This window comes from Oceanicola sp. 22II-s10i (genome assembly GCF_002210105.1).
Classification (GTDB): Bacteria; Pseudomonadota; Alphaproteobacteria; order Rhodobacterales; family Rhodobacteraceae; genus Pseudooceanicola.
This window is the reverse complement of record NZ_AQQU01000006.1, coordinates 146,892-170,751: the sequence shown is the minus strand read 5'-3', so window position 1 is coordinate 170,751 and position 23,860 is coordinate 146,892. Positions and strand designations below refer to the sequence as shown.

The 23,860-nt window shown below is 67.9% G+C and carries 23 protein-coding genes; 9 read left to right on the top strand and 14 right to left on the bottom strand.

Annotated features, from left to right (window positions below; translation table 11 throughout):
- Positions 1–68: 68 nt before the first annotated feature.
- The 3 genes from ATO6_RS16025 to ATO6_RS16015 all read right to left on the bottom strand — a co-directional run bounded on the left by ATO6_RS16025 (position 69) and on the right by ATO6_RS16015 (position 3,575).
- Positions 69–1,442 carry an FAD-binding oxidoreductase gene (locus ATO6_RS16025; protein ID WP_176440970.1) on the bottom strand — a complete coding sequence of 458 codons (1,374 nt, stop codon included), beginning with the start codon at positions 1,440–1,442 and terminating at the stop codon, positions 69–71.
- A gap of 247 nt (positions 1,443–1,689) precedes the next feature.
- Positions 1,690–3,024 (bottom strand): GAF domain-containing protein, encoded by a 1,335-nt coding sequence (locus ATO6_RS16020; protein ID WP_217899018.1) that lies wholly within the window; start codon positions 3,022–3,024, stop codon positions 1,690–1,692.
- The gene (locus tag ATO6_RS16015; RefSeq protein WP_088625028.1) at positions 3,021–3,575 is read right to left on the bottom strand and encodes a hypothetical protein; all 555 of its coding nucleotides are present in this window, start codon (positions 3,573–3,575) and stop codon (positions 3,021–3,023) included. Before ATO6_RS16015 ends, ATO6_RS16020 begins: the two co-directional genes overlap by 4 nt.
- Before the next feature lie 271 nt (positions 3,576–3,846).
- On the opposite strand from ATO6_RS16015, the gene ATO6_RS16010 reads away from it, so the two are divergent.
- On the top strand, positions 3,847–4,476 hold the full coding sequence (locus ATO6_RS16010; protein WP_254919178.1) for a DNA-3-methyladenine glycosylase: 630 nt from the start codon (positions 3,847–3,849) through the stop codon (positions 4,474–4,476).
- A complete protein-coding gene (locus ATO6_RS16005; protein ID WP_088625026.1) occupies positions 4,473–5,138 on the top strand; it encodes an alpha/beta hydrolase in 666 nt (221 codons plus the stop codon). Before ATO6_RS16010 ends, ATO6_RS16005 begins: the two co-directional genes overlap by 4 nt.
- A 28-nt stretch (positions 5,139–5,166) precedes the next feature.
- On the opposite strand, the gene ATO6_RS16000 is transcribed toward ATO6_RS16005, so the two are convergent.
- Positions 5,167–5,640 (bottom strand): GAF domain-containing protein, encoded by a 474-nt coding sequence (locus ATO6_RS16000; protein ID WP_088625025.1) that lies wholly within the window; start codon positions 5,638–5,640, stop codon positions 5,167–5,169.
- Between the two features lie 144 nt (positions 5,641–5,784).
- On the opposite strand from ATO6_RS16000, the gene ATO6_RS15995 reads away from it, so the two are divergent.
- Positions 5,785–6,087, top strand: a complete 303-nt coding sequence (locus tag ATO6_RS15995; RefSeq protein ID WP_088625024.1) for a putative quinol monooxygenase — start codon at positions 5,785–5,787, stop codon at positions 6,085–6,087.
- Between the two features lie 167 nt (positions 6,088–6,254).
- Here ATO6_RS15995 and ATO6_RS15990 read toward each other — a convergent pair whose 3' ends face one another.
- The 3 genes from ATO6_RS15990 to ATO6_RS15980 all read right to left on the bottom strand — a co-directional run bounded on the left by ATO6_RS15990 (position 6,255) and on the right by ATO6_RS15980 (position 7,710).
- Positions 6,255–6,695 carry a VOC family protein gene (locus ATO6_RS15990; protein WP_088625023.1) on the bottom strand — a complete coding sequence of 147 codons (441 nt, stop codon included), beginning with the start codon at positions 6,693–6,695 and terminating at the stop codon, positions 6,255–6,257.
- A 31-nt stretch (positions 6,696–6,726) separates the two neighbouring features.
- Positions 6,727–7,359, bottom strand: a complete 633-nt coding sequence (locus ATO6_RS15985; protein ID WP_088625022.1) for a nuclear transport factor 2 family protein — start codon at positions 7,357–7,359, stop codon at positions 6,727–6,729.
- A gap of 90 nt (positions 7,360–7,449) precedes the next feature.
- Positions 7,450–7,710 carry a tautomerase family protein gene (locus ATO6_RS15980; RefSeq protein ID WP_088625021.1) on the bottom strand — a complete coding sequence of 87 codons (261 nt, stop codon included), beginning with the start codon at positions 7,708–7,710 and terminating at the stop codon, positions 7,450–7,452.
- Positions 7,711–7,899: 189 nt separating this feature from the next.
- Here ATO6_RS15980 and ATO6_RS15975 point away from each other — a divergent pair, with 189 nt between their 5' ends.
- Positions 7,900–8,484, top strand: coding sequence for an HNH endonuclease (locus ATO6_RS15975; RefSeq protein WP_088625020.1), 585 nt, complete (start codon positions 7,900–7,902; stop codon positions 8,482–8,484).
- A gap of 4 nt (positions 8,485–8,488) precedes the next feature.
- Here ATO6_RS15975 and ATO6_RS15970 read toward each other — a convergent pair whose 3' ends face one another.
- From ATO6_RS15970 to bcp, 6 genes are all read right to left on the bottom strand, one after another.
- Entirely contained in the window at positions 8,489–9,856 is a 1,368-nt protein-coding gene (locus tag ATO6_RS15970) for a hypothetical protein (RefSeq protein ID WP_088625019.1), read from the bottom strand.
- 154 nt (positions 9,857–10,010) lie between these two features.
- On the bottom strand, positions 10,011–10,532 hold the full coding sequence (locus ATO6_RS15965) for a polymer-forming cytoskeletal protein (RefSeq protein WP_088625018.1): 522 nt from the start codon (positions 10,530–10,532) through the stop codon (positions 10,011–10,013).
- Complete coding sequence (locus tag ATO6_RS15960) at positions 10,522–11,856, bottom strand: M23 family metallopeptidase (protein WP_088625017.1); 1,335 nt, start codon at positions 11,854–11,856, stop codon at positions 10,522–10,524. The genes ATO6_RS15965 and ATO6_RS15960 overlap by 11 nt, the downstream gene beginning before the upstream one ends.
- A 213-nt stretch (positions 11,857–12,069) precedes the next feature.
- Positions 12,070–12,885, bottom strand: coding sequence for a ferritin-like domain-containing protein (locus tag ATO6_RS15955; protein WP_088625016.1), 816 nt, complete (start codon positions 12,883–12,885; stop codon positions 12,070–12,072).
- A 35-nt stretch (positions 12,886–12,920) separates the two neighbouring features.
- Positions 12,921–14,549: an ABC-F family ATP-binding cassette domain-containing protein gene (locus ATO6_RS15950; RefSeq protein WP_088625015.1), complete on the bottom strand. Its 1,629-nt coding sequence runs from the start codon at positions 14,547–14,549 to the stop codon at positions 12,921–12,923.
- A gap of 161 nt (positions 14,550–14,710) precedes the next feature.
- Positions 14,711–15,172 (bottom strand): thioredoxin-dependent thiol peroxidase, encoded by a 462-nt coding sequence (gene bcp, locus ATO6_RS15945; RefSeq protein ID WP_088625014.1) that lies wholly within the window; start codon positions 15,170–15,172, stop codon positions 14,711–14,713.
- Between the two features lie 132 nt (positions 15,173–15,304).
- Between bcp and ATO6_RS15940 the strand changes: the two genes are divergently transcribed.
- The 5 genes from ATO6_RS15940 to lpdA all read left to right on the top strand — a co-directional run bounded on the left by ATO6_RS15940 (position 15,305) and on the right by lpdA (position 23,428).
- The gene (locus ATO6_RS15940; RefSeq protein ID WP_088625013.1) at positions 15,305–18,640 is read left to right on the top strand and encodes an AsmA-like C-terminal region-containing protein; all 3,336 of its coding nucleotides are present in this window, start codon (positions 15,305–15,307) and stop codon (positions 18,638–18,640) included.
- Positions 18,637–19,683, top strand: coding sequence for a tRNA preQ1(34) S-adenosylmethionine ribosyltransferase-isomerase QueA (queA, locus tag ATO6_RS15935; RefSeq protein ID WP_088625012.1), 1,047 nt, complete (start codon positions 18,637–18,639; stop codon positions 19,681–19,683). Before ATO6_RS15940 ends, queA begins: the two co-directional genes overlap by 4 nt.
- A gap of 241 nt (positions 19,684–19,924) precedes the next feature.
- Positions 19,925–21,199 (top strand): MFS transporter, encoded by a 1,275-nt coding sequence (locus ATO6_RS15930; protein WP_088625011.1) that lies wholly within the window; start codon positions 19,925–19,927, stop codon positions 21,197–21,199.
- A gap of 104 nt (positions 21,200–21,303) precedes the next feature.
- Positions 21,304–21,879 carry a DUF924 family protein gene (locus ATO6_RS15925; protein ID WP_088625010.1) on the top strand — a complete coding sequence of 192 codons (576 nt, stop codon included), beginning with the start codon at positions 21,304–21,306 and terminating at the stop codon, positions 21,877–21,879.
- A 154-nt stretch (positions 21,880–22,033) separates the two neighbouring features.
- Positions 22,034–23,428, top strand: coding sequence for a dihydrolipoyl dehydrogenase (lpdA, locus tag ATO6_RS15920; protein WP_088625009.1), 1,395 nt, complete (start codon positions 22,034–22,036; stop codon positions 23,426–23,428).
- A 64-nt stretch (positions 23,429–23,492) separates the two neighbouring features.
- Here lpdA and ATO6_RS15915 read toward each other — a convergent pair whose 3' ends face one another.
- Positions 23,493–23,852 (bottom strand): rhodanese-like domain-containing protein, encoded by a 360-nt coding sequence (locus ATO6_RS15915; RefSeq protein WP_088625008.1) that lies wholly within the window; start codon positions 23,850–23,852, stop codon positions 23,493–23,495.
- Positions 23,853–23,860 lie beyond the last annotated feature (8 nt).

The window sequence follows — 23,860 nt, the reverse complement described above, 5'->3', positions numbered from 1 at the left end:
CGGCCCCTCGGACAAGGGAAACGGCCGGGCATGGGCCCGGCCGTTCCTTTCCTTGACTTGCGCGATCCTCAGGCGGCCTGCGCGCTGGTGGTGTGGCCGAGGGCCTGACCGAACAGGCCGCGCGGGTCATACCGGCGGCGCATCTCGGCAAGGCGCAGTTCGGCGGGGCGGGAATGGATTTCCTTGCGCCGCGCGGGCACGTCGATGTCGCCGTAGCCCACGTAGACCCCCGCCTTGAGCGGTTGCAGGCTGTCCATGCCGGACCGCAGCCAGCCGATCTGCCGCGCGTCCTGCTCCTCGTCCTGCCAGACAGTGTAGATCGCCCCGAAGATGCTTCCGATCCGCGAGAAGGCGGCTTCGCCCGGTACCGCGGCGGCGGGGGAACTGGGCGAGAGGACCGCGAAGCTCTTGGCCGATGGCGCCTTCTGCATGGTGGCCACGATCCCGGCGAGGACATCCGCGACCGGCGCGTCCGACCAGAGAGAGTCCACGGCAAAGCGGTGCCCCTTGGGCGTGCCCGCGCCCGTCATGTCGTAGAGACCGGCGATCGAGGTCGGCATCTCGGGCACTTCGATGAATGCGCCCGCCGGGGCGCCCCGGCCGAATTCGGACAGGATCGCCCGCGATTCCGCCTCGCTCGACCCGAAGGCCGTGGCGATGACGGCGATGGCGACCATCGGCCCGACCGGCGAGACCTCGGTCGACACCTTGAGCGACAGTTCGAGGTTCGCGGGCGCCCGGCGGATCGCCTGCCGGACCCAGCCGGAAACCGCCCCGTGGTGATCCGCGCCATAGACGCGCACCGCCGACATGATCGCGGGCTTCGCTTTCTTCACCCGCAGGCGGTAGCTGGTCACGATCCCGAAGAACCCCGGCCCCGCGCCGCGGGCGGCCCAGAACAGGTCCGGTTCCTCGGTCGCGCTGACCCGGCGCAGGACGCCGTCGGGGGTCACGATGTCGACCGACTCGATCAGGAAGCACGCGATGCCCCATTCGCCCGAGTTCCAGCCGACGCCGCCGCCCAGAAGGTAGCCGCCGATGGCGACGCTGGCGCAATGGCCCACCGGAAAGGCAAGGCCGCGCGCCGTCAGTTCGGCGTTCAGCCGGGCGTTGGTGACGGTCGGGCCCGCTTCGCAGACCATCGCCTCGGCGTCGATGCGCAGGTGGTTCAGCGCCTCGAGGTCGATGACCACGGTCGCCTGTGTCGAGATGCCGGTGAAGTGGTGGCCGCTGCTGCGCGGCGACACGCTGAAGCCGTTGGCGGCGGCAAAGCGGACGGCGGTCTGCACGTCGGCCACGTTGGCGGCGCGGACGATATAGCGCGCCCGGACGCCGGGTTTGCGGCCGTTCCAGATCAGGTCGTCGGCGGCAGCGCCGAAGCCGGGTTCGAACGCCGTCACAAGCTGTCCCTTCAAACGGGTTCTGAGAGTATCTTCGTTCATAATTGTCTCCATCATAAGCGTGGGTATCGCCATGCGCCGCCAATAGGTCGGCGCCGAAGCGATTGGTTTCAAAAGGTTTTGCGGGGGTTCTGCGCCGGTTCTGATCGTCCGGGCCGCGTCGCTGCCGCTGAGGGGCTGATACGCCCGGCGGATCGACAAGGCTTGCTAAGAAAACCTTATCCGAATGCTAAAGGATGCTAATTAATATTAAGAAATTGCTAAATGACGAGGTGCCCCTGCGTCACGTTCAGTCGGCCATTTCCATCAGCGACAGCCCGCACAGGATGTTCAGCCGGAACCGGCCCCGGCCCGACTTCTCGATCCGCAGGCAGGCGCCACGTTCCTCCAGCCGCTTGCGCAGCAGGATCAGGCGGGCGTCGAGGTTTTCGGCATGGGCGGGCAGACGCAGCGAGGCGTCGAGGCGCAGTTCGCGGGTCGTGAACTCCGTCCGGCCGGTGTCCGCATGTTCCCGCACCAGCCGCCACAGGATTGCGCCCGCGACACCCTTGATCAGGTAGTCGTTGTCGAGGAACACGCTCTGGTCATGCGGATGGAAACGCAGCGCGACGGAGCCTTCGGCGGGACGCGCCTCGGGCTCGACCGGTTCCTCGTCGTCCGCATCGTCGCGCAGGAACTGCGCGATCCGCGCGCCGAGGTGCATCGCGATCACGGCCAGCGCATCCTCCACCTCGTGGTCGAACCGCATGACCTGTTCGGTTTCGGCAAAGAGCACGCCCAGCAGACGCGAGCCCGAGCGGAGCGGCAGCGCGATCTGGCTGCCGGGGTTCGGCAGGCCGGGAAATGGGATGACCTGAATGCTGCGGCCGATCAGCCCCGCCTGCCGCGCGGTTTCGCTGATCGTCGCGCCATAGCGGTAATCGCTGGTCATGTGGCAGATGCGGATCGGGACGCCTTCGCTGGCGGCGACCCCGATCACGCCCTCGCCGAAGGCCACCTCGGACCCGATGCCGGACCGGCGATACCCGCGCGAGGCGACGGTGAACAGCCGGTCCTCGTCGTCCTCCGTCATCAGGATCATCGAATGGGCGATACCGAACTGCGTCTCGAGGCAGGCCGTGCCGGTTTCGAGCAGGTCGTCCAGATCGGCGGCGGCCTCCAGCGCGGTGCAGGCCAGCCGCACGGCGGCCAGCAGGCCGTTCGCCGCCGCGCAGGGCTCCATCGCCGGGCCCGGCACCGGTTCGATGCTGCGCACGCGGAAGATGTCGGCGCCGAGCAGGCGGAACACGCTTTCCATCCCGTGATGCGAGGCAATCCCGGCCAGCTTGGCCTTCATCGTCTCGAACACCGGCCCACCGGTGCGGGTTTCCAGATAGTCGAGTTCGATGCGGTGCTGGGCGAAGTTCGCCGGATCGGCGACCTGCACGGTGGCCATCCGCGTTCTCAGCAGGTTCTCGCGGGTCTTGTTGAAGAACTGGTAGGACAGCGCGACGTGGTCGGGATCGAGGTAGTGCACCTGGCTGATCATCGAGACGTTGGGCAGGCCGTCCTCGTCGCAGGTGGCCAGGACCGAGGCATAGACCCCTTCGAGCGAACGGCGCAGCATGTCGAGGGTCGGGGTCACGGCAACAGCTCCGCCCCCGCGCCGGGGCCGGGGGTCTGGGTAAAGACGCGTTCCGGCGTGACCTCCATCGCGATCAGGTCGTCGGGATCGACCAGCAGCCACCCCTCGGCCAGTTCGCGTGTAAAGCCGATGCTGCCCAGCCCCTCGCAGAACAGCTGCGACTGGCGCTCCATCTCGGGCAGGTCATCGGGCCGGACGGGCAGGATGTCGGCGGTGCCGGCCTTGATCTGGAACGACTGGTGATGCTGTTGCGAGCCGGTGAAGGTGACGGCGATCCGGCTGCCGTGCCTCAGCGCCTCGAGCACAGGGCGGTTGGCCCCGGCGCTCAGCACCATGCGCAGCCGGTCGGGGGCGAGGGCGCGGCAGGAAATGCCTGTGCCGCTGGTCGGGCGGCCCTCTGCGGTGCGGGCGGCAAAGAGGATCGCGGCGCCGGACTGGGCCAACGTCAGAAGGTCGGGCGTCAGGCTCAGGCCCGATCCGGCCCCCGCGCGATGGCGGTGCCATGCCCTGATTTCGTCCTGCGGTGTGGTGAACGGGTCCGTCTGGCTCATGCTGGGGTGTGGCGGTGACAGAAGCTGACGTGAAGTCTCTAGGATTTCGCCCGAGTCGCGCCAAGCGAATTGTGCAGTGCTGTCGCCCGCCGGGCCGGTTCGCGGCGAGGGAGCGGAAAAGTCTGGCGCCGGAGGATGCGGCGGCTATCCTCGGCCCGATGAAACGGAGAGCCCGAAATGCACTGCGCCCCGGCGCAGGGCCCGCCACGCCCGCCGCTCGGTCCGAATGCCGGACGCGGGGGGCCATTCCCGCCGCAGGGACCGCCGCGCGGTGACGGGACGCTTGATCGAGAGCATGGAGGACGTGCGGGAAGGCGCCGACTGGCTGGCCGCGCGGGATACGGGCATGGCGCGGGCGCTGGAGCGCTGCGGCCTGCCGCCGCTGCGGCGCAGGCCGGACGGTTTCGTGGCGCTGATGCAGGCGATCGTGGGGCAGCAGGTCTCGGTCGCCTCGGCCGCCGCGATCTGGGCGCGGGTGGAGGGGGCGGGCCTGACCGCGCCGGAGGCGGTGCTGGCGGCGGGCGAGGAAGGGCTGCGGGGCGTCGGCCTGTCGCGGCCCAAGATCCGCTATGCGCTGGGGATCGCCGGGACGGGGGTCGATTTCGACGCGCTGCGCGACATGCCGGACGCCGCGGCCATCGCGACGCTGGTTGCGCTGCCGGGGATCGGGCCGTGGACGGCGGAGATCTATGCCCTTGCGGCGCTGGGCCGGGCGGATGTCTTTCCGGCGGGCGATCTGGCCTTGCAGGAGGGCGCGCGGATCCTCTACGGCTTGTCGGACCGGCCGGACGCGGGTGCGATCCGGGACATGGCCGGCCGCTGGAGCCCGTGGCGGGCGGTGGCGGCGCGGATGCTCTGGGCCTTTTACGCGGCCGAGAAGAAACGGGAGGGGACCCTATGACACGAGTTCTGAACGCGGGCCGGAAGGAGCCGCTGTCGGGGGACACGCGATCCATCGTCGTCTTCCTGCACGGATATGGCGCGAACGGCGCGGACCTGCTGGGGATTGCCGACGTGCTGGGCGAACACATGCCCGACACCCTGTTCGTCGCGCCGGACGCGCCGGAAAGCGTGCCGGGTGCGCCCTTCGGCTATCAGTGGTTTCCGATCCCGTGGATGGACGGGTCGTCCGAGGAAGAGGCCGAGGCGGGGCGCGAGGCGGCGGTGGCCGACATCAACGCCTTTCTCGACGCGCTGATGGTGGACGAGGACGTGCTGCCGGAACAGGTGGTCCTGTTCGGCTTCAGCCAGGGCACGATGATGTCGCTGCATGTCGCGCCGCGCCGTGAAGACCCTGTGGCGGGCGTGGTCGCCTTTTCCGGGCGGCTGCTGAATCCCGAGGCGCTGGCCGACGAGGTGGTCAGTCGGATGCCGGTGCTGCTGGTGCATGGCGACGCGGACGAGGTGGTGCCGGTGCAGTCGCTGCCCGCCGCCGCCGAGGCGCTGCAGGCCGCCGGGTTCAAGGAAGTCTACGCCCATATCATGAAGGGCACCGGCCACGGCATTGCACCGGACGGGCTGTCCGTTGCGCTCGCCTTCATGCGGGACAAGCTCGGCCTCTGAGCCGGGCTTCTCCGGTCGCTCCGACAGCTTACAGCAGGAAACAGGCCGTACCGGGCAGCCGCAGGATCGCCTCGCAGGCGGCGACGCGGTCGCGGGTGAAATGGCCGGGCCCGTCCAGCAGGTTCAGCGTGCCGACGATCTGGCCCCGCGCACGGACCGGCATGTTCAGCACCGAGTGGCATCCGAGGCTGCGGATCAACTCCCAGTCCGGGAAGACCTCGGCGATCTCGTCGATGGAATTGCGCACGAAGCTTTCGCCCCGCTGGATCCCCGCCAGCCAGTCGTTCGGCTCGATCGGTTTCTCGCCCGAGGCGGGGTAGGCGTCGGGCATGTTGGTCCAGGCGCGCGAGGCGACGGCGCGGGGCCGGTCCAGAACCATGACCGTGAAGAGCCGCGTGCCGAGCGCTTCGTCCACCAGCGTTCCGAGCGCGTCGAACCCCGCCTGCCGGTCGGGGGCGGCCCCGAGTGAGGTGATGAACTTGGCAAGGGCCGCGCCGGACATGATCCACTCCTTCTGTCCCGCACATGCTTGCGCGCGGCGCGCCGGATCGCAACCGCACGCATATGCACAACGCGTGCTTGCGCTTTACCCCCTTGAACCGCTGTGGAAGGCTGCGCCCGATCCACGAGACAGGGAGGTCAGGTCATGATCATCATCAGCGGCACGATGGAAGTTGCCCCCGGAAACGAAGAACAGGCCAAGAAGAATTTCGCCTTGGCGCAGGAGGCCACGAAGTCCGAGCGCGGCTGCATCGACTACCGCTTCTGGCAGAGCGTCGACCAGCCGCATGTCTTCCGCGTCTACGAGGAGTGGGAGGACAAGGACTGCCTCAAGGAACACGGCGCGCATCCGAACATGACCGCGCACCGCGAGCGGATGGCGCCGCTCGGCGTGACGAACCGCAAGCTGAAGATGATCGAGCCGGACAGGATCCGCGATCTGGGCTGACGGGTCGCTATGCCCCGGCGGCGGGGCGGATCGGTCAGGGCGGGATGAGGGGGCTGTCTGCCCCCTCTTGCGGGCTTGGCCCGCAATTCACCCCCGAAAGTATTTGGAACCAGAAGAAGCAGGGGACCTGCGCGATATGCGGCCCGGTCGGTGTAGGCGGGTCGTGTCTATTCGTCGGGGAACCAGAGGCGTGGCTCGGCGATTTCGACCGAGTTCATGGCGGGGTCGCGGAAATAGATCGAGCGGGCGCCGTTCGGCCAGTGAAAATCCGCTTCGATCGCGATGCCTGCCGCCGTCAGCCGTTCCCACCACGCTTGAACACCGAGCGCGTCTGCCGCAAGGCAGAGGTGTCCGGGCCCCTCGGCGCCGTGCGGCGGCACGGGCATGTCGGGATTCGAAGGGCCTTCGCGCGTGCGGGCCGGGTTGAAGATCAGCACGACAGTATGGCCTGCGCGGAAGAAGACGTGGCGGTCGGAGACGCGGGCGATCTTTTCCAGCCCGAGCGTTCCGCCGTAGAAGGCTTCGGCCGCATCGAGGTCAGGGGCGTAGAGCGCCGCTTCGAGGACGCCGGGGAACGGTGGCGCGGGGGGCAGGATGTCGTCGGTCATAAGGGAAACGTAGAGCGCCGCGGGGCGACGCCTAGTCCTGCGACCGGCCGGGATTGTCGTAGTGGAAGGGCGGCGTGAACGGCGTCGGGTAGTTCTCGTATTCGATCGTCGGGGGCGCGTCGGGCGGAAAGGCGGGGTCGACCGGTTTGCGCGGGCGGGATTCCTCGGCCCAGCCGGTCTTGTAATTGGTGTAGAAGGTCGAGAACCAGTGCAGGCGGGATATGCGCCAGACGCCGTCGGCCCCCTTGGCATATTGCATCTCGTAGGGGCCCTCGGCCCAGTGAGAGCCCTCGCCGTATTGTCCGAACATGACGAAGGCGCGCCAGCGGCCCTTGGCCGTCTGCCCGTCCTCGGCCACGGTCACCACGCCCTGCAGCTGCAGGTGGTTCAGCAGGCGGCCGTGCGGCAGGCCGTCCTTGCCCTGTCCGATCTTGTCGCGGAAGAGCTGCCTGATCCGCGCCTTGCCGCGAAACACGCCGAAGCCGCCGATCTCGGCCTCGCCATCCTCGGTGAAGAGCGCGACCATCTCGTCCCAGAGCGCCTTGTCGAGGTAGTAGCCGTAGATGCGTTGCAGGCGCTTGATGGTGTCGGTGTCCTCGAGCCGCGCGATGCGCGCCTCGAGCGTGGCGATGCGGGCTTCCAGTGCTTCGGTCCTGTCGGTCATGCGAGATCCTCCCGCGAACGAGCGATGCACGCCGGGTCGTGCCCGGCAAGCGCCGGGCCGCAGGTGACAGGTATTTGCGTCCGGAGGTGGCTATTTCTTGGAGAGCGGCACGCCGCCCTTGGCCCAGTCATGCCGTTCGACATCCGTCAGGATCACCGAGATCGAGTCGGGGTTGGAGCCGAGGGCCTCCATCGTGGCCTCGGTCAGTTTCTGGATCAGCTTCTCTTTCATCTCGGGCGTGCGGCCCGACAGCATGGAAACCTGGATCAGCGGCATGGGGTGTCTCCTGTGATGCCCCGCGGAGGGGGACTGTGCAGGGATCACGTTAGGCGGCGGCAGAGGCCGTGTCATCGGGGGACGGCGCGCTATCTGCATATGCGTCATCTGCCCGTTACGCTGGCACCGTAAGTGGTTTGCGTGATCGCGTATATCGTGGGACTTGCCCTTGGGAAGACCCGATATATAGTGAACTTAATGGCAGGGGCGGGACGTCCCGCCCCGAAGCCCCGGCAGGGCTGATCGGGCGGGAGAGCGTGCACGATGGACGGTGACTTCAGGACGGAATTCGTAAGGGACCCGGCGGCGCTGAAAAAGCACCCCGCGCTGGTCCTGAACGCGGATTTCAGACCGCTTTCCTACTATCCTCTCAGTCTCTGGCCTTGGCAGGAGGCGATCAAGGCGGCCTGGCTCAACCGGGTGGACATCGTGGCGGAATACGACGCCTGGGTCCGAAGCCCGAGTACCGAGATCAGGATCCCCTCGGTGGTCGTCCTGAAAGATTACGTCAAACCCCAGAAGCGCGTGGCCTTCACGCGCTTCAATCTTTTTCTGAGGGACGAATTCCGCTGCCAGTACTGTGGATCGGTGGGGGATCTGACCTTCGACCACGTCGTGCCGCGCGCCAGCGGCGGGATCACCTCCTGGGAAAACGTCGTGGCGGCTTGCGCGCCCTGCAACCTGCGCAAGGGGTCGAAGTCGCTCCGCCGCGCGGGGATGAGCCTGCGGCGCGCGCCACGCCAGCCGGGGGCGGAGGAGCTGCGCAACATGGGGCGCAAGTTTCCCCCGAACTACCTGCACGACAGCTGGATGGACTTCCTCTACTGGGACGCCGAGCTGGAGGCCTGAGGCTTCAGGGATCTGGTGCGTCGGGCAGGGTGACCTGCCAGATGCCGTCCGAGGGCGTGGACGGCAGGGGCATGTCCTCCGGCGCTGCGCCGCGCATGGCCGACCAGATCACCGGGTAGAGCAGGTCGTTCCGCTTGAGCGCCGTCGCGACATTGTGGTCCCGCGCGCCGATGGCGAAGCGGTGGACATTCGGCAGATCGGGAAACAACCGCATGTGCTGCAGATCGCGCGGGTCATGCGGGAACAGGGCGTAGTAGTCGCATCCGGTCACGAAGGCACCGTCGAGCGAGCGGACGCGCCAGTCGGTGATGGGGTCGGTATAGGCCCGCCAGCGCCGTTCGAACGGGACGATGTCCGGGTGCATCGCGTATTGCGGGGCGAAGGCGATGCAGCGACCGGCCCCCAGCGGGCCCGAGGCGAGGATGGCGAGGAAGCCGCCCATGCTGAGGCCAAGCGTCACGACCTGACGGCCTTCGCGCAGCGGGGCGGTGGCGCGGGTGATCGCCTGCATGTCGATGCCGTTGCCCCAGCTCCGGTGCTTGTCGAAGACGAAGGCCTGAGGGCCGAGACCGGGGCCGAGCTTTCGGAATTCCTCGCTCTGCTGGTCGATGCCGCCGATGTCGAGGCCGACACCGATGAAGGTGATGATGGCCGTATCGCCCGGCCCGTCGAGGCAGGTCACGCGCAGGGTGTCATCCTCGTGCAGAATGTCGAAATCACCGGCGGCGCCCCTGGCCTTCCACACGGTGGAGCGTGTGGGCGTGCTGTGCCGGGCGGCGAGTTCGGTGAACCATTGCGGGTCGGTGGCATAGCCCTGACGGATCAGCAGGTCGAGAAGCTGTGGGTGGGCCGTGAAGGTGCGGAACAGCAGCGCGCCCGTCTCGGGTGAGATCCAGAGTGTAGGCGTTGGTTCGGTCGGCCGCGTGGCGGCGCGCCGTGGCAGGGCGAGCCTCCGGGCGATGGTGTCAGCGGTGTCGTCCGGGGCGGTTGTCAGGTCCTCGATCCGGACCGGCAGGATTACGCCCTGCAGCAGGCCGGACTGGCCGATCCCGTCGATCAGCTGCTGGACCAGGTCGATGGTCTGACCGTCGATGTCGCCTGACTCGCCCGAGAGCACCAGCAGGTCGCGGGGATCGCGAAGGGCGACGATGATGTCGAGGCGGATGTCCCGTTCGCGCGCCGCCAGCGCGATCTCGGGCAGGCGGAACAGGTCGTCGGGACATTGCGTGGCGGCGACACCCTGACCGAGCACCGATAGCGCGGGGACGTCCGTGCCGTGAAACGTCACGCCCTCGACGCTTTGCGCGACGAAGGTGGCGAGCGTTTCATGCCCGGAGCCGGGAAGTCCCGCGACGATGAGATGACGGTTCACTGTGCTGCCTCTGTCCGGAGGACGCCCCGGTTTCGGTAAGTCTGGGCCAGTCTGGCGGGCCGATCAAGGGAAGGCGGCCGGCAGGTGCCGGAAGATAGGCAAAGAAAAAGGGCGCCCCGTCGGGACGCCCGAATGTCACGCCGTGGCGATGTGCTCAGGCGTCTTTCTGTGCCTGCGGCTGCGGCGCGGTGCGCGGCGCAGCCGCAGGTTTGTTGCCGGAAAGCGGATCGTCCTGGCGTTGGACCGAGCCCTCGAAATGGGCGCCGGATTCGATCGCGATGGTCTTGTGGATGATGTCGCCCTCGACCCGCGCGGTGGAGGTCAGGCGGACCTTGAGGCCACGGACGCGGCCCACGATGCGGCCGTTGATGACCACGTCATCGGCGGTCACTTCGCCCTTGACGGTCGCGCCTTCGCCGATGGTCAGCAGGTGCGCGCGGATGTCGCCCTCTATCGTGCCCTCGATCTGGATGTCGCCGGTCGTCTTGACGTTGCCGGTGATGTGCAGGTCGGACGACAGCACCGATGCCGGCGGCTTGGCCTTGGGGGCCGAGGCGCGGAAATCGCTGCCGGGCGCCGGGGAGGCAGGCTTGGACGCAGTGTCGGCAGGTGCCGCCGGGGCCGGAGTTTCGTTGCCCTTGGGACCGGGCTCGTTGATCTTGCTTTTAGAAAACATCTGTAGCGGCCTTGATATAGATCATCGGGTTCACGGGCTGACCGCCAACGCGCACTTCGTAATGCACATGGGGGCCGGTCACCCGTCCTGAAGCTCCCATATCACCGATACGTTCGCCGCGCGATACCCTTTGGCCCACCTTCACGTTAACGCGAGACATGTGGGCGTAGCGGGTTTCGATCCCGAACTCGTGCCGGATCTTGACCAGGCGGCCGTATCCCGACTGCCAGCCGGCATGAACGACCACACCGTCGCCGGTGGCGTAGAGCGGGGTGCCCACGGGCCCGGCGAAATCGACGCCCTCGTGCATCCGGCGGCCGCCGGTCTTGGGGTCGCGGCGATAGCCGTAGCCGGAGGTGAAGCGGTAGGAGCTTTTCACCGGCAGGGCGAAAGGGGCCTTCTGCGCGGCGATGCGGTAGATGTTCAGCCGGTCCATCTCGTTCAGCAGGCGGTTGGCGCGGCTGGCGTCGGGCGAGGGCATCTCGCCCATGGTGGACAGGGAAATCGGGGTCAGCGGGCCGCCCTGGCCGGAATAGCCGCGGCGGACCTGTGCGATCAGGCTGTCGGTGTTCAGGCCCGCGGCGCGGAACATCTTGTCCAGCGGTGCGACCGATACGGTCATCGCCTCTTCGAGCTGACGGAAGATCGCGTCGTTCTGGTCGCGGACCAGCGCCAGTTCGGCGGCCATGGCATCGGCTTGCAGCAGCGCGTCCTTGGCGTCGGCGACGACCTTGTCGCGTTCGCCGGCCGTGTCTGCCAGTGCGGTCGTCAGGAAATCGACGGTGCTGTCGCTGATCGCGGTGCCGCCGTTGCCGACCGTGCCGCCGTTCTCGGCCATGGCGACCTTGAGGCCGTCCAGTTCCTTGCGGGCGGTGTCGCGGTCGTTCATCGTGCGGCGCAGGGTCGATTGGATCACGCCGATCCCGGTCTCGAGCTCGCGCCGGCGGGTTTCCGAGGCCAGCAGTTCGGACTGCATGTCGGAAATCCGGGACAGGGCCGAGTTGAACCGCCCCTGCGCCTCCAGCGCCTCGTCGGCGCGGGTGTCGCGTTCGGCGGCCAGCGCATTCAGCCGTTCCTGGTAGACCTGCTGGTCACGCCGGGCCTGTTCGCGGAAATTGCCGGACCCGATCGAGTCCATCAGCAGGATCGCCGTGGCGATGATGGACCAGCCGACGACGGCGGAAACACCGGCGATTGCGGCAACCTGCATTCCGGGCTTGAGCCGGATGAAGCGGGTTTCGGATTCGGATTTCAGGAAAAGTCGGCGTTCCGGGAAGTGTCGTTCCAGAAATGCATTCATGCGCATCGAGAGTGAATTTGTCACAAGGACGTGCCCCTATTGCCCCTTCGTTCGACCCGCCGAATTCCCCAACCCGCGCGGTCAAAACGGTGTTACCGGGGGGTAGGGTATGGATCAACCCTTTTGGCCGGGTGGTGGTGGCAAGTCGCCTATAAGGGGAGCGAGTGGCAAGAATCCGCCGATTCCCGCCGGTTACGCTTCGCCTCTCGCGTGGCGGAAGGTGCCCGAAACACGGTTTCAGCGGTCCGCGAGGGGCCAGTAGAAGTCGGGCGGCAGGCCGGCTTCGGCGCGCTTTTCCTCGTTGAACGGGGGCTTGAGGGCGCCGTGGAAATAGTGCCGCACCAGCTCGTGGAACAAGGGCTGGGGGTCCTTTTCGTGGCGACCGCACAGATAGTGGAACCATTTCGATCCGTAGGCCACGTGACCAACCTCTTCGGCATATATTGTGCGGAGCGCAGTGACCGCATGGTCGATGCCGGCCTTTTCGAAGATCTCGATCATGCCGGGGGTCACGTCGAGGCCGCGCGCCTCCAGCACCATCGGCGCCACGGCGAGCCGGCCGAAGATGTCGGTGGCCGTGTCCTCGGCCGCGCGCCACATGCCGGCATGGGCGGGCAATGCGCCGTAGTGGGATCCGAGCGCTTCAAGGCAGTCGCATACAAGGTTGAAATGCTTGGATTCCTCGTCCGCTGCCTTGACCCAGTCGTCGTAGAAGCCGATCGGCATGGGCACGTCGGTGAAGCGGGCGACGATGTCCCAGTGGAGGTCCACGGCGTTCAGTTCGATATGGGCCACGGCATGCAGGATGGCGATCCGCCCGGCCTCGGATCCCGGCCTGCGGCGGGGGACGTCGCGGGGGGCGAGCAGCTCGGGCCGGTCGGGGCGCGAGGGTTTCAGCGGCGGGTTGGCGGTGCCGATCGGGATGGGCTGACCGGCCTCGCGCGATGCGCGCCATGCGGCGGCGTGTGCATGCGACAGGGCAGTCTTGGCACGCCCGTTGGCGGTGGTCAGAACCTCGGTCGCCATCTGGGCGAGGGACTTGGCATTGCTCATTGCAGGTTTTTCCCGACGTCGCGTTCAGATCGGTTTTACGTCGGTCCCGCGCCGGTGCAAATGTCGGTGCCCATCATTTCATCGCTGATTGCGCCTTTCCCAAGGGTCAATCGCCGTGTCAGGCCGAGCGCGGTCAGAAAAGCGGCGTCATGGCTGACCACCAGCAATGCGCCGGGGTAGTCGGCCAGCGCCTGTTCCAGGACCTCGACCGCCTCGATGTCGAGGTGGTTCGTCGGCTCATCCAGGATCAGCAGGTCGGGCGGCTCCGTGCCGCCGAGCGCGGCGGCCAGTCCCGCCCGCAGGCGTTCGCCGCCGCTGAGCGTGCCGATCCGGCGCAGCGCCTCGGTGTTGCGGAAGGCGAAGCGGGCGAGCGTTGCGCGGGCGTCGTTCTCGCTCAGCGCCGCATGCGCGGCGCGCAGGGCGTCGAGGACCGTGTCCTCGGGGTCGAGCGTGGCGAGATGCTGGTCGAGCAGGGCGATCCGCGCGGGACGGTCGATATGGCCAGTGGCTGGGGTAAGGGTGCCGCGGATCAGCGACAGGAGCGTCGACTTGCCCGCGCCGTTATCGCCGGACAGGGCAACGCGTTCGCCCGCGTTCAGGGTCAGGTCGACGGGGCCCAGGGCGAAGTACCCGCGTGCGAAGGTGACGGCCGTCAGGGTCAGGCAGCGTCCGTGCGTCCGCGCGTCGGGCGTCGCCATCCGCAGGGCCCGGTCCGGCGCGATGCGTTCCGCGGCGGCCTGCCGCGCGGCATCGGCCTGCGCTTCGAGGCGCGCGCCAAGGTGCCGTCCCCGGCCCGAGGTGCCCTCGGCCCGTTCCTTCCGCGCGTCCAGCAGGATCTTGGGCATATCGCCCCGCGCCCGCGTCGCGCGGCCACGCGCATCGCGTTTCTCCTGCTTCTCGCGCTGCTGCTGCACGGCGCGACGGGTGCGGGCGAGCTCGTGCTCGGCCCGGTCACGCTCCGCCGCCTCACGCTCGCTCCGGGCCGCGCGGATGGCGGCGAAGTCTGACCATCCGCCGCCATGCAGGTGCCATCCGGTCGGGGTGAGTTCGAGGATGCGGTCCATCCGCTCCAGCAGCGCGCGGTCGTGGCTGGCCACCACCGCACCGCCGGGCCATGTGTCCAGCGTCTCGGCGATCAGCGCGCGGCCCGGCGCGTCGAGGTTGTTGGTGGGTTCGTCCATCAGGATCAGGTCGGGCGCCTGCCAGATCAGCCGCGCCAGCGCCGCGCGGATGCGCTGACCGCCGGAAAGCGTGCCGACGGGGCGGTCCAGTGCCTCGGGCGGCAGACCGGTGCGCTGGCTGAGCGCGTCGAGACGCGCGGGCAGGGACCAGTCGGCCTGGTCGAAGTCGTCCGGGGTGGCGTCGCCGGACTCGATCCGGGCGAGCGTGGCCTGCATGGCGGCGGTGCCGAGGAGGTCGGACAGCGTCGCATCGGTCGACAGGCCGTCCTGTTCCATCAATGCGGCGATGCCGGTGCGGACGATCTCTCCGCCGGGCGGGGGGATGTCACCGTTCAGCAGGCGCAGCAGCGTGGACTTGCCCGTGCCGTTCGCACCGACGATGCCGGTGCGGTCGTGGCCGAAGGTCAGCGTGATGTCGGCGGCGAGGGCGCGGCCGTCAGGAGATGTGAGGGTGAGGGAGCGAAGCGTGATGAAGGCGGACATGCGAAACCTGAACCGGGGAAGCCATGAGGGCGAGCGGGTTCAGGTTCATGTCCATTGTCACGTGCCTTTCGCGTCGGATGTGGCGCGATGTAGGGGCGCGCGCCGGATGGCGCAAGCCCGTGGGCTGTAAGCCCCGCCTTGCGGGCGGGGCCGGTGCCGGTTCAGAGTGCCTTGACCTTTTCGAGGACCTCGTCGACGTGGCCGTCGACCTTCACCTTGGGCCAGGCCTCGGCGATCGTGCCGTCGGGGCCGATCAGGAAGGTCGCGCGGGTGATGCCCATGAAGGTCTTGCCGTACATGTTCTTCTCGCCCCAGACGCCGTAGCGTTCGCAGACGTCGCCGTCCTTGTCAGACGCCAGGACAACCGACAGCGCGTGCTTGTCGCGGAACTTGTCATGGCTTTCGACGCTGTCCTTGGACACGCCGATGATGGTCGCGCCCTCGGCGGCGAAGGCGTCACCGGCGGCGGTGAAATCCTTGCTTTCCAGCGTGCATCCGGGCGTGTCGTCCTTGGGATAGAAATACAGGACCACCGGCTTGCCCGCGAAATCGCTGAGCGAAATTTCGCCGCCTCCGTCACGCGGAAGGGTGAATTCCGGTGCCTTTTCCCCTTTGTCGGGCATTTCTGCGCCTCTCCTCTGCCTGATTTGTGAGTTTTATTTTAGGGCCTCTGCCCCGAGAATAAAGGGTGCCGGAAGGGATAACACACGGCTGAAAAGAAGATCGGGCAGACAACAAGGGTCGGGCGGACACGCGTGACTGAGGACAGGACCACACCGGACGGCCCCGAGACGACGGGCCGTGACCGGGCCGCGCGGCGTCGGCGGCCCGGCATCAGGCATGTTCTGTGGCTGGTGGTCTCGAGCGTCTTCGTGGTGATCTTCGTGTCGGGCGCGCTGGTCGCCGGGATGATGATGAGCGGCGAGCCCCTTGTCGCGCCCGGCTGGATGCGCGAGCGGATCAAGGCACGGCTGGACACCTCGCTCAGCGGGCTGGACGTGGAATTCGGTGAAATCGCGCTGATCCTTGGCGAGAACGGAACACCACGGCTCAGGCTGGGCGATCTGCGGGTGAGCCGCGAGGGCAGTGCGGCGCGGCTGACACTGTCGGACATCGAGGGGACGGTCGCACTCGGGCCGCTGCTGGAAGGCCGGGTCCAGCCGGATTCGATCTACCTGACGGGCGCGCAGATGCGGCTCAGGCGGGATGCGGAAGGCGGCTTCGACCTGGCCCTGAGCGAAACCGGGGCCGGCGGCGCGACGCGTCAGGCGACCGGCGATGACATGGGCGCGCTGGCCGATCAGATCGAGCTGCTGCTCGACACGCCGGGTCTGCGCGAGCTGAAGCGGATCGAGGCGACGGCGCTGACGCTGCGCTACGAGGACGCGCGGTCAGGGCGGGCGTGGACCGTCGACGGCGGGCGCGTGGTGATGACGCGCCGCGGCGAGGATCTGGAACTGCGCGGGGACTTCGCCTTGCTCGGCGGTCGGGCGTGGGCGTCGACGCTGACGGTCAGCTACGCCAGCCGGATCGGCGACAAGGCGGCGCGGTTCGGGATGAACTTCGAGGACATGGCGGCCGAGGATCTGGCAACGCAGAGCGCGGCGCTGGCCTGGCTCGGGGCGCTGGACGCGCCGGTGTCGGGCGCGATGCGGGTCGAGACGGACCGCGAGGGACGGCTGGGGCCGATGAGCGTGACGCTGCAGAGCCGGGACGGGGCGCTTCAGCCCAGTCCGGGCACGCGGCCGATCCCGTTCAACGAGGCGCGGAGCTATTTCACATTTGACCCGGCGCGGCAGGCGCTGACCTTCGACGAGTTCTGGTTCGACAGCCGCTACCTGACCGTCCGGGCCGAGGGCGGCGTGCGGCTGATCGGGACCGAGGGCGGACGGCCCGCCGAGATGGTGGGCCAGATGCGCGTCAGCGAGTTCACGGCGCGGTCAGAAGAGATGCTGCCGGAGCCGCTGAGGTTCGACGACGTGCGGGCCGACATGCGGCTGGTGCTGGAGCCGTTCCGCCTGACGGTCGGGCAGCTGAGCCTTGGACACGCGGGCGAGCGGATCGCGATCTCGGGAGAGGTGCGCGCCTCGGACGAGGGCTGGGACGTGACCGCCGAGGCGCGGCGCGACCGGGTCACGCCCGAGGTCCTGCTGGCGCTCTGGCCGCAGACCTTCGGGCAGAAGACCAAGGCGTGGATGGAACAGAACGTCTTTGCGGGCGCGCTGTCCAACGTGCAGGCGGCGCTGCGGCTGACGCCGGGGGGCAGGCCGGACGTATTCCTGGGCTTCGACTTCGACGGTGTCGAGATGACGCTGCTCAAGGGCATGCCGCATGGCAAGGAGATGCGGGGCCATGCCAGCCTGCTGCGCAACCGCTTCGTGGCGGTGGTCGAGGACGGCCATGTCGTCGCGCCACAGGGCGGGAAGGTCTCGCTCAAGGGCACGGAATTCGTGGTGCTGGACAACCGGATCAAGCCCGCGCCGGCCGAGTTGAAGGTCGAGACCGAGGGCACGATCACCGCGACGCTGTCGCTGCTGGATCAGCCGCCGTTGCAGATGATGCAGAAGGCCGGGCGTCCGGTGACGATGGCAGACGGGCGGATGCGGTTGACGGCGCGGTCGAATTTCATCCTGAAGAAGGGGCAGAAGCCGACGGATTTCCCGATCGCCGTCACCGGGGTGCTGAGTGATCTGCGCAGTGACCTGCTGGTGCCGGGGCGCACCATCGCGGCCAGCCGGATGGACCTATCGCTGAAGGACGACATGCTGGCGATCGCCGGGCAGGGGCGGATCGGGGCTGTGCCATTCGACGGACGCTACGAGGCCGGGATCGGCGCGCGATCCGACGGCACCGGGCGCTGGCAGGGCAAGGTGGAACTGTCAGAGCGTTTCGTCGACGAGTTTCGTATCGGCCTGCCGCCGGGGGCACTGTCGGGGCAGGGCAGCGCCGAGCTGACCGTCGATCTGAAAAAGGGCGAGGCGCCGCGGTTCCGGTTGGACTCGGACCTGTCTGGCGTCGGTCTGGCGCTGGCCGATGTGAAATGGTCCAAGCCGCGATCCTCGGCCGGGCGGCTGTCGGTGTCGGGTGCGCTCGCCTCGCCGCCGCGGATCGAGAGCGTGGCGGTCGAGGTGCCGGGGCTTGTCGCCAAGGGGCGGGTCGAGATGACGCCCCAGGGCACGCTGGCGGCGGCCCGGTTCGACCGGGTGCGGATCGGCGACTGGCTGGATGCGCCGGTGGTGATGCGCGGACGCGGCGCGGGGAGAAGCCCAGCGATCGAGATCGCGGGCGGTCGGGTCGACATGCGGCGGCTGGATTTCGGCAGCGGCGGGTCGGGCAAAGGCACGCCGATGACCCTGGCGCTGGATCAGCTGCAGATTTCGGACACGATCGCGCTGATGGATTTCCGGGGGCAGTTCGACACCACTGGCGGGATGAGCGGGCGCTTTTCCGGCAAGGTCAACGGCCTGGCCGAGATCGCGGGCGCGGTGGTGCCGCAGGGCAAACGCAGCGCGGTGCGGATCACCGCGCAGGACGCGGGCCGGGTGCTGGCCGCGATGAAGCTGCTGAAGGCCGGTCGCGAGGGGGCGATGGACCTGACGCTGACCCCTGTGGGCGGCGAAGGGACCTATGACGGGGTGCTGCGCGTCAACGGGCTGCGGATCACCGAGGCACCCGCGATGGCGGAACTGCTGAGCGCGATTTCCGTCGTGGGCCTGCTGGAGCAGCTGTCGGGCAAGGGGATCGTCTTCAACGACATCGACGCGCGGTTCAGGCTGACCCCGCGCCAGCTGATCGTCGCGGAATCGAGCGCGGTCGGTGCGTCGCTGGGGATCTCGATGGACGGGGTCTATGATTTCGCGCGCGGGCTGATGGACATGCAGGGGGTGGTGTCGCCGATCTACGTGGTCAACGGGATCGGGTCGCTGTTCACGCGCAAGGGCGAGGGGCTGTTCGGCTTCAGCTACACGGTGCGCGGGGCCGCCGCCGATCCGTCGGTGTCGGTGAACCCGCTGTCCGTGTTGACACCCGGCATGTTCCGCGACATTTTCCGCCGCCCGCCCCCGCAGCTGAGCCAGGCCCCCAGCCAGTGAAACTCGACGATTTCGACTTTGACCTGCCCGAGCGGCTGATCGCCACCCGGCCCGCACGGCCGCGGTCGTCGGCGCGGCTGCTGGTGGCCGAAGGGGACCGGATCACAGACGCGGTGGTGCGCGACCTGACCGACTGGCTGCGGCCCGGCGACAGGTTGGTGCTGAACGACACCAAGGTGATCCCGGCGCGGCTGTTCGGGGAGCGTCTGCGGGCCGGCGAGGCGGGCGAGACGGCGGCGCGGATCGAGGTCACTCTGACCGAACCACGCGCGGACGGATGCTGGGCGGCGCTGCTGAAGCCGCTGCGCAAGGTGCGTGACGGGGAGGAGATCAGGTTCTCGCCGCGCCTCACGGCGCGTCTCGAGGCGCGCGATGGCGGGCAGGGGGTGCTGCGGTTCAACTGCGAAGGCGCGGATTTCGACGCGGCACTGGCCGAGGCGGGGCAGATGCCGCTGCCGCCCTACATCGCCGCGAAACGGCCTGCGGATGCGCAGGACCGTGAGGATTACCAGACGGTCTGGGCCAGACATGCGGGCGCGGTCGCCGCGCCGACGGCATCGCTGCATTTCGACGATGAGTTGCTGGCGCGGGTGCGGGCGGCGGGGGTGGAGATGACCCACGTGACGCTGCACGTCGGCGCGGGGACGTTCCTGCCGGTGAAGGTGGAGGACGTGACCACCCACCGGATGCACGCCGAATGGGGCGAGGTGACCGAGGCCGCCGCCGCCGCGATCGCGGCCACGAAGGCGGCGGGCGGACGGGTGATCCCCGTGGGCACCACCGCCCTGCGGCTGATCGAGAGCGCGGCGGCGGGCGGGGCCATCGCGCCATGGCGCGGCGATACGGATATCTTCATCTATCCGGGATATGAGTTCCGCGTGACGGATGCGCTGATGACGAATTTCCACCTGCCGAAGAGCACGCTGTTGATGCTCGTCTCGGCCCTGATGGGGCGGGACAGGATGCTGCGGGTCTATGACCATGCGGTGCGCGAGGGCTATCGGTTCTTTTCCTACGGGGATGCGTCGCTGCTCGTGCCCTGAGGCGGTGCGTTTGGTCAGTGGGGATTTCGCCCGCGGGGCGCGGGCGAAGCCTCCGGCGGGAGTTTATCCGGCCAGATGAAGCCGGGGATCGCGCGGGGTCAGGGCGGGTTCGCACCCTGCGGTGGTTGCACCGGCGCGGCCTGCGTGGCAGCAGGGGCAAAAGCGGCATGTCGTGTCGCGAAACGGGCCGACAGGTGCGCAAGGGGCGCGCGAGGCTGAGGGTCAGGAAAGGAGCGACGCGATGCTGCAGGTTCTCGGGTCCGCATGGGCGCTGCTGCTGGGACTGATGCTGCTGATGCTGGGCAACGGCATCCAGGGCACCCTGCTGGGTATCCGTGGGCAGATCGAGGGATTCTCGACGCTCGAGATGTCGATCGTGATGTCGGCCTATTTCCTCGGGTTCCTCGGCGGGTCGCGGCTGGCGCCCGAGATGATCCGCAGGGTCGGGCATGTTAGGGTCTTTGCCGCGCTCGGGTCGTTCATCTCGGCGGTGCTGATCCTCTATCCCGCCTTCGCGAACCCATGGGCCTGGACGCTGGGGCGCGTGGTGATCGGGTTCTGTTTCTCGGGCGTCTACGTGACCGCCGAAAGCTGGCTGAACAACGCCGCCACGAACGAGAACCGGGGCAAGGCGCTGTCGCTCTACATGATCGTGCAGATGATCGGGATCATCGCGGCGCAGGGCCTGCTGGTGCTGGGCGATCCGTCGGGGTTCATCCTGTTCATCATCCCCTCGGTGCTGGTCTCGATCTCGTTCGCGCCGATCCTGCTGTCGGTGTCGCCGACGCCCGCCTTCGACACGACCAAGCCGATGTCGCTGAGGGCGCTCTACGGCGTGTCGCCGCTGTCCTGCGTGGGGGTGTTCCTGCTGGGCGGCGCGTTCTCGGCCCAGTTCGGCATGGCCGCGGTCTATGGCGCGGCGGCGGGGCTGAGCGTGGCGCAGATCTCGCTGTTCATCGCGATGTTCTACGTGGGCGCGACGGTGGCGCAGTATCCGCTGGGGTGGCTGTCGGACCGGATGGACCGGCGGGTGCTGATCATGATCGTGTCGGCCGTCGGCGGGTTCGGAGCTGTGCTGGGGGCCGTGCTGGGCGGCTACTATGTCATGCTGCTGGTGGCGGCGGTGATCGTGGGGGGCATGTCGAACCCGCTCTATTCGCTGCTGATCTCCTATGCCAACGACTTCCTCGACAGCGAGAACATGGCGGCGGCTTCGGGCGGGATGATCTTCATGAACGGACTGGGGGCGATTTCCGGGCCGCTGATCGCAGGCTGGCTGATCGAGGCGTTCGGACCGCCGGGCTTCTGGATCTTCGTCGGCGTGCTGCTGATCGCACTGGCCGCCTATGCCGCATGGCGGATGACACGGCGCCCGTCGCGCAGCGTGGAGGAGCAGGGGGCACATACCACCGTCCTTATGCAGGCGAGCCCCGTGGCGGTCGAGGCGGCGCAGGAATGGGCCGCGGAACAGACCGAAGAGGCGGCACAGGACGACAATCAGCAGAAATCTGCCTGAATTATTCGTATGTTAGCGCCCAAGGTACGGATTTCCTCCGTGGATCGAATGTGAAAATCGTGTAACGCTCCGGAAAACAGACGCCTGTGCGGAGGAGTGGCACGATGGTGAATCCCGAGGAAATCCTAGCCTACTGGCTGGACGAGGTCGGCCCCAAGGGGTGGTATCAGCCCTGGGACGGTCTCGACGATGAAATCCGTGAGAAATTCGGCCCGGCCTGGCAGGCTGCGGTGGATGGCTCATACGGCCTTTGGCTGACCTATCCGTCAGGTGCGCTGGCCTACATCATCCTGATGGACCAGTTCCCGCGCAACATGTTCCGGGGCGAGGGCAAGGCCTTTGCGACCGACCGGTTCGCGCTGGCGGCCGCGAAGATCGCGATCGAGAACAAGTGGGACCTCAAGATCGACGCGCCGGCGCGGCAGTTCTTCTACCTGCCGCTGATGCATTCCGAGAACCTGTCGGATCAGGACCGCTGCGTGCGGCTGATGAAGGAGCGGATGCCGGAGTCGTCCGACAACCTGTTCCACGCCAAGGCGCACCGCGAGGTGATCCGCAAGTTCGGCCGGTTCCCCTATCGGAACGAGGCGCTGAACCGGTCCACCACGGCGCTGGAAGGCGCCTATCTGGAGCAGGGCGGATACGGTCACACGGTCCGCGCGCTGCAGGCGGCAGAGTAAGGCGCGGGGCGCGTTGCGCCCCGGATGCCGCGACAGCAGATTTCCCTTGGAGATTCGGCAGGACCCCGCGACATTGCGTTGCGGGGTCTTTCGCTTTATTGATGGCCTCCGAAAAGTAGTTTAACGTCAAACTATCTTGCGAGCGGAGGGGCCGATGGCTGCGAAATCCTACGACATGATCGTGATCGGGGCGGGCCCCGGCGGCTATGTGGCGGCGATCCGTGCCGCGCAGCTCGGGCTGAAGACCTGCGTGGTCGAACGCGAGCATCTGGGCGGCATCTGCCTGAACTGGGGCTGCATCCCGACCAAGGCGCTGCTGCGCTCGGCCGAGGTGTTCCACTTCATGGAGCGGGCCAAGGATTATGGTCTGTCTGCGGAAAAGATCGGTTTCGATCTTGAGGCCGTCGTGGGCCGGTCGCGCGGCGTGGCCAAGCAGATGGAAGGCGGGGTCAAGCACCTGCTGAAGAAGAACAAGGTCGATGTCGTGATGGGCGCGGCGACGCTGCCCGCCAAGGGCAAGGTCAGCGTCAAGACCGACGCCGGGACCGAGGATCTGACGGCCAAGCACATCGTGCTGGCCACCGGCGCGCGCGCGCGGGAACTGCCGGGGCTGGAGGCGGATGGCGATCTGGTCTGGACCTATCGCCATGCACTCAAGCCGGTGCGGATGCCGAAGAAGCTGCTGGTCATCGGGTCGGGCGCGATCGGGATCGAATTCGCAAGCTTCTTCAACACGCTGGGGGCCGACACGACGGTGGTCGAGGTTATGGACCGCGTGCTACCCGTCGAGGACGAGGAAATCAGCGCCTTCGCCAAGAAGCAGTTCGTCAAGCAGGGCATGACGATCATGGAAAAGGCGATGGTCAAGCAGCTGGACCGCGCGAAGGGCAAGGTCACGGCGCATATCGAGACCGGCGGCAAGGTCGAGAAGCTGGAGTTCGACACCGTGATCAGCGCCGTCGGGATCGTCGGCAATGTCGAGGGGCTGGGGCTGGAGGAACTGGGCGTCAAGGTGGACCGGACCCATGTGGTGACGGACGAATTCTGCCGCACCGGGGTCGAGGGGCTCTATGCCATCGGCGACATCGCGGGCGCGCCGTGGCTTGCGCACAAGGCGAGCCACGAAGGTGTCATGGTTGCCGAACTGATCGCGGGCGGGCATCCGCATCCGGTCAAGCCGTCCAGCATCGCGGGCTGCACCTATTGCCATCCGCAGGTCGCCAGCGTCGGGCTGACCGAGGCGAAGGCCAAGGAGCAGGGCTACAAGGTCAAGGTCGGGCGCTTCCCGTTCATCGGGAACGGCAAGGCCGTCGCCCTCGGCGAGCCGGAGGGGATGGTGAAGACCGTCTTCGACGAGAAGACGGGCGAGTTGCTGGGCGCGCATATGGTGGGCGCCGAGGTGACCGAGCTGATCCAGGGCTATGTCGTCGGGCGGCAGCTTGAGACGACCGAAGAGGACCTGATGAACACCGTCTTCCCGCATCCGACGCTGAGCGAGATGATGCACGAATCGGTGCTGGCGGCCTACGGGCGGGCCATCCACATCTGATCGGGAGATACTGCAGCGAAAAGGGGCCGATTGCGGCCCCTTTGGTCGTCGCGGTGGTCCGGGGTCAGGCCTTGACGACCTCGCCCCCGGCGCGGGCCCAGTGGGCGAGGCCGCCGATGTTGTGAACGTCGGAGTATCCAAGCTGGCGCATGATGCCGAGCGCGGAGCCGGCACGGCCCCCTGACGCGCAGTAAAGGCAGATTCTCGCATCCGGCTTCAGCCGCGCATCGTAATCGGGATGCCGCGGATCGGCGCGGAACTGAAGCATCATCAGCGGGATGTGGATGGCGCCCCTTGCCATGCCCGAGGCGCGGACTTCGCCGAGTTCGCGGATGTCGACGAGGATCACCTCGTCGCCCGCGGCGATGGCGTCGGCGGCGGACAGTGCGGGGGCGGACGGGGTGCGGTTGAGGAACTGGAACATGAAGGACT